Raw genomic sequence first — 15,417 nt, forward strand, 5'->3', positions numbered from 1 at the left:
TCGCTCTAGCCTTTGCTTATCATTGGCTGAAGCTTTGAATGTTCAACAGAACCTAGTAATTTAGAAGGATAGGGACATGCGACTAAAACCTAAACTGATTTTAACCAATCTGTCATTGGCTTTAATGTTGGTGATATCACCCATTGCCCAAAGCAAATTATTACCACAACCAGCCACCAATGCTAGCCAGTTAGCGGCAAATCGCTACGATAGCAGTAATGCTATCTTTCATCCTGTCTATGGTAAAAATGGTATGGTGGCTTCCGAGCAAGGGTTAGCCACGCAAGTTGGTTTGGATATATTAAAACAAGGCGGGAATGCTATCGATGCGGCGGTCGCGGTTGGATTTGCCTTAGCAGTCGTCTTGCCAAATGCAGGCAACATTGGTGGTGGTGGTTTTATGGTGTTGCATGATGATAACACTGGCAAAGATGTTGCGATTGATTTTCGCGAAATTGCGCCAGCCAAAGCCAGCCGTGATATGTACCTTGATAATCAAGGTAATGTTATTGATGGAAAATCATTGTTCACGCATGACGCTTCAGGTGTGCCTGGCACAGTAGCTGGGATGGAATACGCGCTAAAAAAATGGGGTACAATGCCATTATCTAAAGTGCTTGAGCCTGCAATTAAGCTTGCCGACAAAGGGTTTATTGTCAGTGATGTATTGGCACAGACGTTAAAAGAAGAAAAATCAACACTGGGTAAATGGTCAGCTAGCAAAGCGATTTTTTTCAAAAACGGTGAACCGCTGAAATCTGGTGATTTGTTGGTACAAAAAGACTTGGCGAAATCATTGCGTTTGATTGCCAAACAAGGGGCAAAAGCATTTTATCAAGGTGAAATCGCCACAAAAATTGCTAAAGAAATGCAATCACAGGGTGGCACAATGACACTTGAAGATTTAAAAGCATATAAAGTTGTTGAGCGTCAGCCAATTATTGGTGATTATCGAGGCTATGAAGTTGTTACCATGCCACCCCCAAGTTCGGGTGGTGTACATTTGATTGAGATATTAAATATGCTTGAGCATTACCCTATCAAAGAAGATGGGGTAAATAGTGCCAAAAATATTCACCACATGGCAGAGAGTATGAAGTTAGCCTATGCTGACCGCTCAGAATATTTGGGCGACCCGGATTTTGTCAAAATCCCTGTCACAGGTTTAACATCGAAAGCCTGTGCGAATGAACGGGTCAAAACGATTGATGATAATAAAGCAAGACTTTCATCAACCATTAAACCTGGTAAACCACAACCTTATGAAAGTGACCAGACTACGCATTTTTCCGTCATGGATAAAGCGGGCAATGCCGCTGCTGTCACCTATACATTAAATCTTAACTTTGGTAGTGGCATTGTTGTAGAAGGCACAGGGATTTTACTCAATAATGAAATGGATGACTTCTCAGTGAAACCCGGTGTGCCAAATGCGTTTGGTCTAGTGGGTGGCACTGCCAATGCGATTGAAGCAAAAAAACGTCCACTGTCTTCAATGACACCAACGATTGTCATGAAGAATAATAAACCTTGGCTGGTTACAGGTAGTCCAGGCGGTGCTCGTATCATCACCACTGTATTGCAAAGTGTGGTTAATACGATTGACCATGAAATGAATCCAGCAGAAGCGATAATTACGCCACGCGTTCATCACCAATGGTTACCCGATGAGCTTAGAGTTGAAGCAGGCATTAGTCCTGATACGATAAAATTGTTGCAAGACAAAGGTCATAAAGTTGTTACTAAAGCACCAATGGGACGTATTCAAATTATTCAAGCGGATGATTCTGGGTTTTATGGCTATTCTGACCCAAGAAATCCTGATGGCAAAACATTAGGTTTCTAAACTGTTCATTAAAAAACGTGAGTGCTGCGACTCACGTTTTTTTTACTAACAAAATATATCAAGATTATTTTTTACAATTAATAGCCCAGTAAATCTTGAATAATTTTATCTGCTGTACCACTTTTCGCCAATCTCGCATTTTGCCCTGCCCACAGTGAGCTAAACTCATCACTTCCCATGCTTTCGGCTTTGGCTTTAATGGGGTTGCTCACAAACGATGCATGGGGAAATGGCGGTGCAGACTCGCTAATATACCCCGCTTCTTGCATAAAGCGATTGACAATCCCACGTGCTAAGCCACCACTAAATACATTGGTTAAAGCCGTGTGTTCGGCTCGCTCACTTTGCAGTGCTTTGCGGTGAAAGTCTTTGGTATCACACTCCTCTGCCAGCAAAAATGCCGTACCCACCTGTACTGCGCTAGCACCCATAGCAAATGCTGCTTGTGCGGTAGCGTTGTCGCTGATACCGCCTGCCGCAATCACCGGTAAACTGACAGCGTTGATGATATTGGGTAATAGGCTAAAAGTGCCCGCTTGCAGCGTTACATCTTGGCTTAAAAACATACCCCGATGCCCACCTGCTTCCAACCCCTGTGCGATAATCATATCCGCCCCATTGGCTTGCAACCAGCGTGCTTCTGCAGGCGTGGTGGCGGAGGATACCACAATCGCCCCAGATTTTTTGACGACATTTAACAAAGCTTTTTCAGGTAAGCCAAAATGAAAACTCACCACAGGGACTTTTAAATCCGCCACTAGCGCTGCTTGTTCATGGGTAAATGGCTGACGTCCACCAGTCGTGGCTATCTCATCTTGCGTCAAACCAAATTCGTGATAATAAGGTTGTAGGGCATTAAACCATTTTTCTTGCATTGCTTGGGTATAGTCAGGTTGTTGATGGGCAAAAAAATTGACATTAAAGGGGCCATCAGTCGCTTGACGGATACTCGCAATTTCACTTTCGATTTTTTGTAGGCTGAGCAGGGCGCCGGGGAGTGAGCCAAGCCCGCCTGCTTGGCACACTGCGATAGCAAGTTTGCTGTCTTGGACACCTGCCATCGGCGCTTGGATGATGGGCAATTGAACTTTAACGTAGTCAAGAAAGCTGTTAATAGCCTTGGTATGATTAATCATTTTATGTTCCTTGTTATTGTTTTAATGTGTTTATCTTAATGTTATGGACTCATAGGGCAAAAATCGAAAACCATTTCAGTGTATCGCCAATAGATGACATTGAAAAGTACTATATGCCCGTTATAAATCGGCTGAATACAAAAAAGCCCTAGTAACATCACTGGGGCTTTTTTGACTAGTTAATTTTGGTTGGCTGTTTAGGCGCTAAGTTTAGGTATTAAGTTTAGACACTAGGCGCTTGGAATCGCCATTAACAACGCTTGTCTTGCCTCGGTATTGTTTTTGAATTCGCCCAGGAGTGACATACTGCGGGTATCAGATTTTTGTTTCATCACCCCGCGCATCATCATGCACATATGCGCGGCATCCATCACCACCGCCGCGCCTTTTGCCCCTGTCATATCCATCACCGCTTGGGCGATTTGGCGGGTTAGGTTTTCTTGAATTTGCAAACGTCGAGCGTACATATCCACGATACGTGCCATTTTTGACAGTCCAATCACTTTGCCATCGGGCAGATACGCCACATGGGCAACACCATAAAAAGGCAACATGTGATGCTCACACATCGAATAAAATTCGATATTTTTTACCATGACCAATTCATTATTGTCAGTTGGAAAAATCGCGTTGTTGGTAATTTCGACCAAATCTTGATGGTAGCCTTGGGTCAAAAAACTAAAGGCTTTAGCGGCACGTTCAGGGGTGTTAAGTAGTCCTTCACGTGTTAAGTCTTCCCCTGTTGATGCAATTAGGGTACGGTAGGCATCACTGTTTTGTTGGATAATCTCGTCAAAATTTGCAGGCATAGTCATGATAACATTTAAGTTTAAAAAAATAGGCATAGCTTAACGCTTTACCACTATTTGTAAAGCGATTTTTGTCACAAACGCCATGAAAATCACTAAATTTGCTTTGTTTGGGTTTTTTGCTAGAATTAACCCCTAATTTTGAGCTATTATAGTGCATATTCGTTCACTGAAAAATAAGGAAAAACCATGCTATTAACAGGGAAGCGTTTCGTTGTTACCGGTATCGCCAGTAAATTATCGATTGCTTGGGGTATCGCAGAAGCGTTACATCGTGAAGGCGCGAGTTTAATTTTGACCTATCCGAATGAAAAAATGAAAAAACGCGTGGATATGGCAGCCGAAACTTTTGGTGCAGAGAAGGTATTGGCGTGTGATGTGGCGTTAGATAACGAAATCGAAGCGTGTTTTGCCCAAGTTGCTGCACACTGGCCAGAGGGCATTGATGGGGTTGTGCACGCCATTGGTTTTGCCCCTGCCGATCAGCTAGATGGTGATTTTACCCAAGTAACCACCCGTGAGGGCTTTGCTATTGCCCATGATATTAGTAGCTACAGCTTTGTGGCGCTTGCTAAAGCCAGCCGTGAGTTACTGGCAAAGCGCCAAGGCTCGCTGTTAACCTTGACGTATGAAGGCAGTATCCATGTGTTGCCAAACTACAATGTCATGGGTCTAGCCAAGGCCAGTCTGGAAGCGAGCATTCGCTACCTTGCCAGCTCAATGGGTAGCGATGGTATCCGTGTCAATGGGATTTCTGCAGGTCCAATTCGTACCTTGGCGGCAAGCGGTATCAAATCATTACGTAAAATGCTCGACACCAATGCCAAAATGTCACCACTACAGCGCAATGTCAATATCGAAGAAGTGGGTAATGCCGCGATGTTCTTGTTATCGCCTTGGGCGTCTGGTATCACCGGCGAGATTTTATTTGTCGATGCAGGGTTTAATACCGTGGCGCTCTCTGAACAAGTGATGATGCAGGTAGAGGACTGATTTTTAGGCGAGTAGTGGATAAAAGAGCGACCATGGTTGCTCTTTTTTTTGCTTGCTGTTTTTTGCTTACTTTTTTTAATTGATGTTTGGATAGGGATTGCAAAGCCGTCTGGTTAAGCTTACCATTTTTTGTCAGGCTTAACATGTTTGGCAAGTCAGGTAAAGACTGATAAATGGCGGTATCTAATGATTAATAAATTACCTAAGTGGATTTTATGGGGTGGCTGCGTGCTGGCGTTTAATGCAGGGTGTATCAATAGCACCGCGTTAGTCGGCTTCACGCACTTATCTGCTTCGCATGTAACGGGCAATGTGACGCTATTTGCCACTGCATTGGCGGAACAGCATTACCAGCAGATGGCGATGGTTTGTATCGTGCTGTTATCGTTTTTATCTGGGGCAGTTATCAGTGGCTTTGTGGTGGGTAGTACGGCATTAAAAGAAGGTAAGCGCTATGGCAACGCTTTGTTAATTGAAGCAAGTTTATTAATCGTCAGTCTAATTTTATTTAGCTATCAGTCGTTTTGGGGGCAGGTGTTTGCCGCGATGGCTTGCGGCTTGCAAAATTCGATGGTCGCGACCTATAGCGGTGCGGTGATTCGAACCACCCATTTGACAGGATTGACCTCAGATATGGGCTCAGCCTTGGGTAATTGGCTGGCAGGCAGACCGATTAATAAGAAGATGTTCGTATTTCAAGCGATGATATGGTACAGCTTTTGCGGGGGCGGGGTATTAGGTGCTTTGGGCTATATCCACTATAAATACATGACGCTGATGTTACCCATTGTGATTGTATTATCGTCAGCGCTGGCTTATCAAGTATATTTATTAACCCGTAAAAAAACGGCTAAGTAGCGACCTTAACCGTTTGATTTTATCTTATTCTTCATCTTCATCTTCATCTTCATCTTCGAATTTTTTCGCCTCATGTAGCATATCAAGTAGCGATTCATCAGAGCCCTTAGAGGTAGGAGTGCTCGCATTATCTTGGTTGATGTCGGTACGATTGATGCCTTCCATCGCTTCATTGGCAACATCAGATTGGGCGTTGTCTAATTGAGATTTATCGGTAGGTGTAGCGTTATTGTTGTCTGTCATGGTCGTCTCCTTGTTTTTTTCTTTTATACGGTTGTTTTCTTTTATACGTTAGACCTAATGAGCTTAATATTATAAGTAAACCAAATGGCTTACAACCCTTAAAAATGAAACGTAACCAAAAATATACTCATGAGTGACGTAGGGATAAGTTTATCACTTTGTTAGCTATATATTACTTGCTTTGGATTGCATACTTTGTAATGCATACTTTGTATGGCATAAAAGCTAAGTGAGTTAGGGAGATTTACAGACTGCTGGCGACACTGGCTGTCGCGACTGTGGCAATTCGGGTAATTTTTTCATTGAGCGGTGATGGTGAGGTGTTTTTTTTGCTGTATAATTTTTTGAGCGACCCACTCACTATCTATAAAAATTTTCGAGTATTTACTGCATGCTAACGATTGTACAAAGCAATAAAGTCGATAAGTTATTTGACCATTTGTTAAACGCCTACAAAAATCCCAGTTATCAAGGCTCAATTTTTGAGCCTTTTCAGGTGATTGTGCCATCTAAAGTCATGGGGGAGTGGTTAAAAAAACAAGTCGCAGATAAGGCAGGCATCAGCACCTTAGTAACCACCGAATTTTGGGGTCGCTATTTTTTGGGTCTGATGCAGCGGGTTTTAAGAACGTATGCACGCATCTCGGAAGACGACGATGTATTAGACGTGCCGGAAGTGGCAATGCTATCCAAAAACGTCATGCAGTGGCAAATCTTTGGCTATTTAACCCAGTACCGACAAGCCATTGTGGAGCAGCCGCGACATCCGCTTTATCCATTTTTATCGCCGCTGGTTGAAGACAAAGAGGCAAATAGCCCAAATGCGACTGGTTTTGCACCTGATACACCCGCCATCGTTGACAGTTTGAGCTGGGCGAATAACCAATCGCTACTGTCTAATGACGTGATTAGCCAATCTGCTGAGTTGCAAACCCAAGATCAGCGCATCTGGCAGCTAGCCAGCGATATGGCAAATATGCTCAATCGCTATATGACTTATCGTCCGCAGTGGCTCACTCATTGGGGGCAAGACAAGCCTGTCGCGGTGAGTGACATGATTGCCAAAAAAGATGCGCTGCATAACCGCTTAAACGGGCGGGATGCGTCCAACGCCATCGAGACGCCTGACTGGCTCGTTGAGCACTACGAACAGCTAGAAGCCGCGCAGCGATTTTTATGGCGGCAGCTGTTTGATGATGACTACCGGTTTCGCGAGCAGTTGCATCAGCAGTTTTGGCAGGCATTAAACCATTCAGAGACCCGTATCCGCAATATCAGCCGTAGCAAGTTACCAAAACACATCTTTTTATTTACTTTGCAGCAGTTACCGCCGACAGAGTTATTGGATTTACAACGCTTGGGGGTGCTTACCGACGTCACGATTTTACACTTTAACCCGTCAGAGCAATTTTGGGCAGATATCGTCGATAAAAACTGGCTAATGCAGATGCAAATGGAAGACGATGGCAGCAAGCATGACGCTTGGTATCTAAAAGATTATGGTCATACCTTGTTGTCACGGTTTGGCAAACAATCGCGTGAAGTGTTTGCCATGCTGGCAAGCTTATCGGGTAATGAGTATGAACATGTGCTATGGCAAGATGATTTTGATAACACACCGCCCAATACGTTACTTGAATTTATCCAACATGACATCTTAATGCTAGAAGAAGTCGCAACCACCGCCAAAATCAATGACATGCTTAAACTGGTGAAAGGCGAGGAAGCAAAGGCAGCAAAAGCAGCTGAAGATAGCCGGCAAAACCTCGCGCAGCAAACCCAGCTTTTACAGCAGCAGCTTGCCAATATTCAAAGTAATGGGCTTAAAGATATCGAATCCACGCTTGGTCTATACAAAGCCATCAAAGACAAACTCAAGCAAGAATCCAATAAGCAACTTGAAAACGTGGAAAAATGGCGACCCAAACCACTTGATACCAGTATTGCCATTCATGTCTGTCATAGCATGGTGCGCCAGCTTGAAGTGCTACGCAGTATGATTATCGCGTGGCTAAATTATAGCGACATGCAAGCCACACCCGCGCAGATTCCCACCGATCCTTGGGATAGACGGGCATTGTCAGATATTTTGGTATTATTGCCCGATATCGAAACCCACCAAAACATCATTGAAGCCACGTTCCCCAAACATGTGGGCGGCGATGGCTATCAGTTGCCAGCCAAAGTGACAGGTGTGGTGGCAAAAGATATCAACCTGCTTTGGCAAGCGATTACAGGGTACTACACGCTGCTCAATCGGGCAGGCGCTCGGTTTCAGCGTAGCGAAGTATTTGATTGGTTGATGCTAGCGCCGCTATATGAAAGCTTTGGGCTTAATTTGGAGCAGATGACCCGTGCTTGTGATTTGCTGACTCAGGCAGGATTTATTCGCGGGTTTGACGAGCTGGATTTGCAGCAAACCTTAAGTGCTGCCGATGATGACTATCGATACACCTTTGCTTATGCGCTTGAGCGCTTGGTCGCTGGCGTGATGATGCCCAAAGCCACGGTGGTCAGTTTTGGCGAGTATACCAATAGCTTTGGTGTGGTAGAGAAGTTTGTACCACTGACAAACTTGACCATGGCGGATGCCGACATCGTCGCTGTGCTGTGTGATATTTATCAAACGTTGGATGACAATCGTCACCTAGGTAATGACGTCAAAACCCTGCCTGAATGGCTAACCCAAATAGAAAAGCTGATTCAGCAAAAGTTTAGCCTATTTAATCAAACCAATGCGTGGCGCGCGATTTTTGCCGCACAAAATGACCTAAAAGAAAATATTGAAGCCAATAGCAAATACCTCGCGACGGTAACAAGCAAAACCGCAAAAAATCCCAACATATCTACCGAGCCAGTGCAGCAAATTGACACCGAGAATTTGCCACTTAAACTCACTTTTGTACTCGAAAACATCGCCCAATCAATTATCAATCAGCAAGTGAGTGCCGAGCCGTCAGGCGTGATTACCTTTGCCCGTATCGGTTCAGTGCGTAGCCTGCCGTATAAATTGGTGGTGATGCTGAATTTAAATTTGTCTGAGTTTCCAAAGCAAGAGCAGCAAAACCGTTATAATCTGATGCAGGCAGGATTGCCCATTCGCGGTGACAGATTTCGAGAAGATGACGATTTAGGCGCGTTTTTGGATGCGCTATTGTGCGCCAAGCAAGCGTGCTGGATATTTTATAATGGTAAAAGTACCACAGATACCCACGAGCATTTACCTGCCAGTCCCGTACAGGAATTACTCGACTTTTTGCAAAACCGAATGGCGAGTGATGACGTAATCATTGACCCCAATAACGACCAAAATAGCCTAAGCAATAATTCTCCAAATCCCCAATCAGCCAACTTTGAACAATGGGTAAAAGCCTATTTGGTCACCCATCATGCCGCCTTGCCATTTGATAAAAGTTATTTTGAATTGCCGCAAACTGAGCAAAAAAACGAGCAAAAGAGCGAGCATAAAGATAAAGGTATTCAAAGTCCCGAGCAAATTAATGACGAGGGGGTATCCGCTGATTTACAACAAACCACAGCTACTCTAAACCAGCAAATCAAGCTATCAAAAACTGCCCTGTACCCACCTGCCAAAATCTGGCATAATCTTTATACAGCGCTGCAAGATAAAGACGCTACGTCCACTCAGCCAATCGTGCAAGTTTGGGATACAAAGCAACTAACCGACTGGCTATCGCAGTGGCAACAACTAAAACAGCGTTTGTCCGACCTGCCTGAACAGTCGCAGCAGCATTATGTCAACTTGAGCAAAATCGTTGGCAACCTAGCCGATCCTGCCAAAGCCTTTGTAAAGGCACAAAATATTGCTATCCCTGCCCAAGGTGACAATGATAGCGTTGGCAATGATAGAAATGACAATGATAACGAGTTTGAATCGTTAACCTTGGATGCGTTAGATGGCTGGTTGTTGCGTAAATCTTTGTTAGACGCTTTTTTTGCACAAGCCTTGTCCGATAAGGGCGATAATACCCATAATAGCCATCAAAACGAGATGAAACTGGCAGCAAACGCACAAAAGCCAATGGTTCAAGAGTCAATCAACATCGCTATCAATGAGTTATTACCAGCCGGGGTGAACCGCTACCAATCGTTGCAGCAAAATCAGCAACAACTCAAAAAAGATTTGCAGGAATTTGTTCATCACTTAAAAACCATCAGCCAACAGCTCGAGGCTACTGAGGCAAAGTTGTTAGGGAATTTTTATTCAGATAAATTTGGGGCATTAGATGTACAAAATACGGACGAGGTCATCCAATGGGTGGCAACCGCGTTAACCCCCTGTGAAGAGCAGCGAATCGCCATCAGTGCCTTGGCGCTGGATAAACAAGCAGGACTGATGGACAGTAAAGAAAGCTGGGTCATCACTGCCAACTTGCCATTATATAAACCGTATCAATCAATTGAAAATAAGGTTGCCGCAGCTGCCAATCCCAGCTATTGGTTAAATTATTTGCCAACCTCTGGCAAAGAAAAATACCTGTTACAATTTTGGTTGCATCATTTATGTTGGCAAGTACTGCGCCGCACCACGGCTCAACAAGCACAGCTGAATGATGGCTTTTCGCTGTGGCAGTTTAGCAATAAAAAAACCGTGTATTTACCTGCCATCCCTTGTGAGCAAGCCTGTGGTTATTTGCAGGATATTGTGATGGTGTATCAACTCATCGATAGCGTCGTAACCATTGTACCGCCTGCTTTTTGCCTGTCATTTTTACAAAAACAACAAAAGCAGCCAGAGGCACCAGCCAGCCAGCATCTAGGTGATTGGCTAAAAGACAGTAATTTTAATTTTGTCGATGTCAACCAGTTTGACTACCCGATTTGGCAGCATTTAATCGGTGATTATAAACCATCGGTGGTTATTGGGTTTGCCCAGACGTTGGGCGCGCTGATTTATGAACCTATGTTATCTATGGTCAAAGAATTGCACCAACTCATTGAAGCATGACACGCATTTTTATCGAAGAAATCTTATGAAACACGATATTCATACCCCAAGCATAAAAGTAAGTAGTGAAACAAATATCGAGGCAAACATCGAAACAAACACTCAAATAAACATCGACAAAGCACGCATTAAAGAAGACGCTGAACCTTTACTACCTCCTGCTGTCACGTTGCCATTGACAGGGCGCCATTTGATTGAAGCCTCAGCAGGCACAGGCAAAACATGGACGCTGACTGGCGTGATGTTGCGATTAATCGTGCAAGCGGGGCAGCCGTGTGAAAAAATTATCGCCACGACCTTTACGCGAAGTGCCGCCGCCGAAATGCGCCAGCGGATTCGTGAGCGTTTGCAAGATTTTTATCAATTGCTGCAAATGATTAATCATTCTACATTTACACCGTTAAACGACAGCGATTTGGATAGCAGCAAAGCTATCGCTGTGCAAAAATATGCACATTTTATTGCGCAGGTACAAGCGCTTGCAGCACAAAAAAATTTACTGGGTAAGTACCAAGACCCTATCAATCAACACTTAATCGAGTGGGTCGCCAAACAAATCTTTGGTTTGCCGGTAGATGTAACCGCTGCAGCAAGCCCAAAAGTAAGCCCGAGAGCAAGCTTAAACACCCTAAAGCCAACCGCCGATGATAGTGAAAACAGCACCCATAAACCTGCCAAAAACACCGTCAATTTTCGTATCGCACTGCAGCGCACCACATTGGCGCTCAACCAGCTTGATCGCCTATTTGTTAGTACACTCGATAGTTTATGTCAGAAGTGGCTAAGAGAATACAGTAGCGAAACGGGGTTTTCTGCAGAGGTGCAAATCAGTAATGATGTCAGCGGCATCATCAAGGGTATGATTCACGACCAAATTAGGGCATTTATGGCGCAGGTCAATGCCAATATGCCTGAATTGTACCCGATGATGTTTGACAATAACGTGTTTTTACCGGTTGATGATTACTACGAGGCGGTCAATCGCGCGCTAAATTTTTATACCGCTGATATCGATACGGTAACATTGACAACGTTTGATACCACTACTATCAAGGCACTGATGCAGTCGATTGCAGATGATAATGATAGTGGGTTTGAGGCTTATTTTGATAGTGACTTTCGTAAAGCGCAAGGGTTTAGTGCTGGCAATAAACTTCATAAACACTTTAATGAAATTAAAAATCTGCAAAATTTACTCAGCACGGGTGACATTACCAATGTCTTTGCTATGTATAAAGTTGGCAATATAGTCAAGGTGCTAGAAGGCATTGAAGATTTATACGCCAACGATAAAGGCTTTAATAGCAAAAAAGAACAGCAAAGCGCCGCATTTAAATCCTTTGATATCGTGGACAACATTTGGCAGCTCATCCAACAAACGCAAGCCTTGCAAGACTACTTTAAACAAGTAAATTTTTACTTTACCCAGTTTATCAGCCGTTATGTGCGTACCCGCTTACCAAAACGACTAGAATCACAGCGGCTAACTACCTTTGCGTTACAATTGGCGCGGTTAAACGATGCGTTATCCGGCAAAAAAGGTCAATCGTTAGCGCGTTATATTCGCCATCAGTATCCCATCGCCTTAATTGATGAATCGCAGGATATCAACACCGAACAAGCGTTACTGATTCAAAGGGTTTATTTACAAGACTTTGAGTCAGATACAGCGGATAAAGCAGAAAAATCGAATGCTAAAACATATCACACCCCTTCACAATTTTTGCTGTTGGTAGGGGATCCGAAACAGGCAATTTATGGATTTCGCGGCGGGGATGTACAAAACTACACCACGCTAAAAAAATTATTTCCGGAACAGCCCAAGTCACTCAACCAAAACCATCGCTCATCAGCCGCACTGATTGATAGCCTCAATCACTGGTATGGCGTTGGCGAGCAAGATATTGACCCAAATGAAGCCGACCAGCTGCCCAATGTCAACCAACAGCCGTATTTTATGGGGCGTGAAATTTATTATCGTAAAATCTCTGCGACGCGTCAAACCGCTGAGCTGGTTATCGGTAATAGGGTAGGCAATGAAGCTGCTAGCTTACCTGCGTTCAATCATATTGCTATCGAATATAAAGCGCCTTATAGTCAGCAAGTGATTGCAGTAGGAGAGAATGACGGCATATCAAATGATACTAATTCTTCGAATGATATTATCTCATCAAGTGATGAAAAAACGGTGGATTATGCCGATGCCATTGCCGCGCAGATTTTTGAGTTATTTGATGATGGCAAGCCATTAAGCTACCAAACTCGTAGCTTGACGCTGAGTGATATTTGTGTGTTGGCAGTCAAAAACAGTGAACTTCATACCATCGAGAAACGCTTACATCATCATGGGATTGCGACGGTCAGAGGTGGTAGTCAAAGTGTCTTTGGCGACAGTATGAGTGTTGATTTTATGACCTTGCAAAGCGTGCTATTAACGCCATTTAGCGAATCAAAATTAAAATCCTTGATGTTGTCTAGTTTTTTTCAGCTGACCCTTGAACAAATCAACCAGTTGTATGATGCCCTTAATCAAACTAACACCCAAGCGGCGCAAGGACAAGCTCATCCTCATCGTCAAGCTCATCAAGCGTCAACAAACACCAGTTTGGCTGAGATTCAGCAGTTGGTATTGACCGCCAGCGAATTGTGGCAAAAACACAGTTTTTTGGTCGCTATACAATGGCTATTAAATCAACCGCTTACTTTACCCAACCAAATCACACTCAATTTTTGGCAGCGCCTCGCCAAACATCCAAATGGCGAGCGATTGCTCATCGATTTGCGCCAGTTGTTAGATATTATTAGCGACCAGTTCAATGGGCAGGTAGGCGAGCATCAACTATTTGAGTGGTTCTGCGCCCAAGTGCAACAGCAGCCAAAAGAAGATTGGTCAACGCAGCAGCGCTTGCCATCTGATGAAGGGGTGCAACTGATGACGGTTCACGCGTCTAAAGGCTTGGAATTTCCGATAGTGTTTGTGGTTGGATTTACCGGGGAGAGTAAAGCCAAGTTTTATGGTGCGCCATTATACCTGTATGGTATACAAACCACCCATCAAGCAACGCCCCAATTCACTCAAAAATTGACTCAAAAAAATGATAACCCGCTGTTAAGCCGGCGATTGACCGCATTGCCCAGCCAAATAGCCGATAATAACTCAATTGATCCAATCAATTATGTCGCTATTGAAGACCAATCTGCCTATGAGGAACGACTGCGATTATTGTACGTTGCCCTTACCCGTGCAAAAGAACAAGTGTATCTTGTGACTGTCGCCAAAAAATCTGCGGTTAAAAACTCTGCTTTGGCGCCTTTCATGGATGATTTGGCAAAATTTGCTGTCAAAGAAACATTGACTGAAACGACAAATATCATAGATTCAAATAGCCTAAGCAAATACTATGACTCAAAGCTAAAGTTCACATCCAAAACAAATAGGCAAAATAAGCAAAACGCTACGGTCGCTAAGATTGATTACGATGAAATCATCAAAGTCATCACCATCGATACCTTTAAGGGATGGGCGAATACCAGTTTTACCGCATTGTCTCGTTATATTGACCATACCAACGTTGACACAGTGGTCAATGCGGAAGACAGGCAAGATGATGATATTTTAGCAGCGGCGCAAACCAATTTGTTGCCTGTCCCCAATAGTAGGCTAGCGGGGGAGCCGAGTAACGAGGTTAATTCCATTAGATTTAACTTTGAAAAAGGCACAAACCCGGGGACTTTTTTACATAGTATCTTAGAAGATATTGCCAATAACTACAATGAAACCCCTGAGTTGGCTGTACCACAGCAAGATTCCAGAGCAGATAAGTTAAAACGCTGGTCAGTCATGGTGGATCGCACGTTAAGACGCTACCAAATGCCGAGCAATTACTTTTCTACAAAAGAGAGTAGTGCAGGGCAGTATGGCAACTGGCATGATATCAACATTGATGATTTGCAGCCTGATTATGTCGCGTTGGTGGATTGGCTGGATGATATCATTCATACACCGTTATCCGCTTCGGCAGTGCCGCTGGTCAATATCAAATATAACCAAAAAGTTGCTGAATTAGGGTTTAATTTACGCTTAAACCAGCATTTGTCATTTAGCGACTTAAACACGTTGTTTCATCAATTTGATATCCCACTGCAATTGCAGAGCCAAGAAGTCAATACCATGGTTTGGCAGTATCTTAAAGGGGAGATTGACTTGGTGTATCAGCACGGCACACAGTTTTTTATCGTCGATTATAAAAGCAATTATCTTGGCAATGATTTTGACAATTATAACCCAGCAGCATTATATGACGCGATGACCACGCATAGTTATTGGTTGCAAGCAAGCATTTACCAAGTGGCGCTGCATCGCTATTTAAAGTTACGACTACCCAATTATGATATCAATACCCATTTGGGTGCGGTCGAGTATGCTTTTTTACGCGGTATGTCACCCAAACACGCTATCTGTGGGAAACTAGTAAAGCAGTTTGATAGTGACTTTATCTTGGCACTCGATGATATGTTCGGGTATCCCAACGGCAATTAAAATTAACCATTAAGCATAAAGAA

General features: G+C 43.7%; 8 protein-coding genes. 5 read left to right on the forward strand and 3 right to left on the reverse strand.

Features of this window, described 5'->3' with window-relative positions; translation table 11 throughout:
• The first annotated feature begins 76 nt into the window (after positions 1-76).
• Positions 77-1,846, forward strand: coding sequence for a gamma-glutamyltransferase (gene ggt, locus RTS10_RS00005; protein WP_312538635.1), 1,770 nt, complete (start codon positions 77-79; stop codon positions 1,844-1,846).
• A 77-nt stretch (positions 1,847-1,923) separates the two neighbouring features.
• Here the strand turns inward: ggt and RTS10_RS00010 are convergent, their stop codons facing one another.
• Both RTS10_RS00010 and folE read right to left on the reverse strand, forming a co-directional pair.
• A complete protein-coding gene (locus RTS10_RS00010; protein ID WP_312538636.1) occupies positions 1,924-2,982 on the reverse strand; it encodes an NAD(P)H-dependent flavin oxidoreductase in 1,059 nt (352 codons plus the stop codon).
• Positions 2,983-3,212: 230 nt separating this feature from the next.
• Entirely contained in the window at positions 3,213-3,791 is a 579-nt protein-coding gene (gene folE, locus RTS10_RS00015) for a GTP cyclohydrolase I FolE (protein WP_312538998.1), read from the reverse strand.
• Positions 3,792-3,980: 189 nt separating this feature from the next.
• Between folE and RTS10_RS00020 the strand changes: the two genes are divergently transcribed.
• Both RTS10_RS00020 and RTS10_RS00025 read left to right on the forward strand, forming a co-directional pair.
• Entirely contained in the window at positions 3,981-4,784 is an 804-nt protein-coding gene (locus tag RTS10_RS00020) for an enoyl-ACP reductase FabI (protein ID WP_312538637.1), read from the forward strand.
• 186 nt (positions 4,785-4,970) lie between these two features.
• The gene (locus RTS10_RS00025) at positions 4,971-5,642 is read left to right on the forward strand and encodes a YoaK family protein (protein ID WP_099808084.1); all 672 of its coding nucleotides are present in this window, start codon (positions 4,971-4,973) and stop codon (positions 5,640-5,642) included.
• A 24-nt stretch (positions 5,643-5,666) separates the two neighbouring features.
• On the opposite strand, the gene RTS10_RS00030 is transcribed toward RTS10_RS00025, so the two are convergent.
• A complete protein-coding gene (locus tag RTS10_RS00030) occupies positions 5,667-5,885 on the reverse strand; it encodes a hypothetical protein (protein WP_312538639.1) in 219 nt (72 codons plus the stop codon).
• Between the two features lie 391 nt (positions 5,886-6,276).
• On the opposite strand from RTS10_RS00030, the gene RTS10_RS00035 reads away from it, so the two are divergent.
• Together RTS10_RS00035 and RTS10_RS00040 are read left to right on the forward strand one after the other, a co-directional pair.
• Positions 6,277-10,854, forward strand: a complete 4,578-nt coding sequence (locus RTS10_RS00035; protein ID WP_312538640.1) for an exodeoxyribonuclease V subunit gamma — start codon at positions 6,277-6,279, stop codon at positions 10,852-10,854.
• A gap of 25 nt (positions 10,855-10,879) precedes the next feature.
• Positions 10,880-15,394, forward strand: a complete 4,515-nt coding sequence (locus RTS10_RS00040; RefSeq protein ID WP_312538641.1) for a UvrD-helicase domain-containing protein — start codon at positions 10,880-10,882, stop codon at positions 15,392-15,394.
• Positions 15,395-15,417: the final 23 nt, after the last annotated feature.

It is taken from the genome of Moraxella sp. CTOTU47616 (genome assembly GCF_032017465.1).
Lineage (GTDB): Bacteria > Pseudomonadota > Gammaproteobacteria > Pseudomonadales > Moraxellaceae > Faucicola > Faucicola tetraodonis.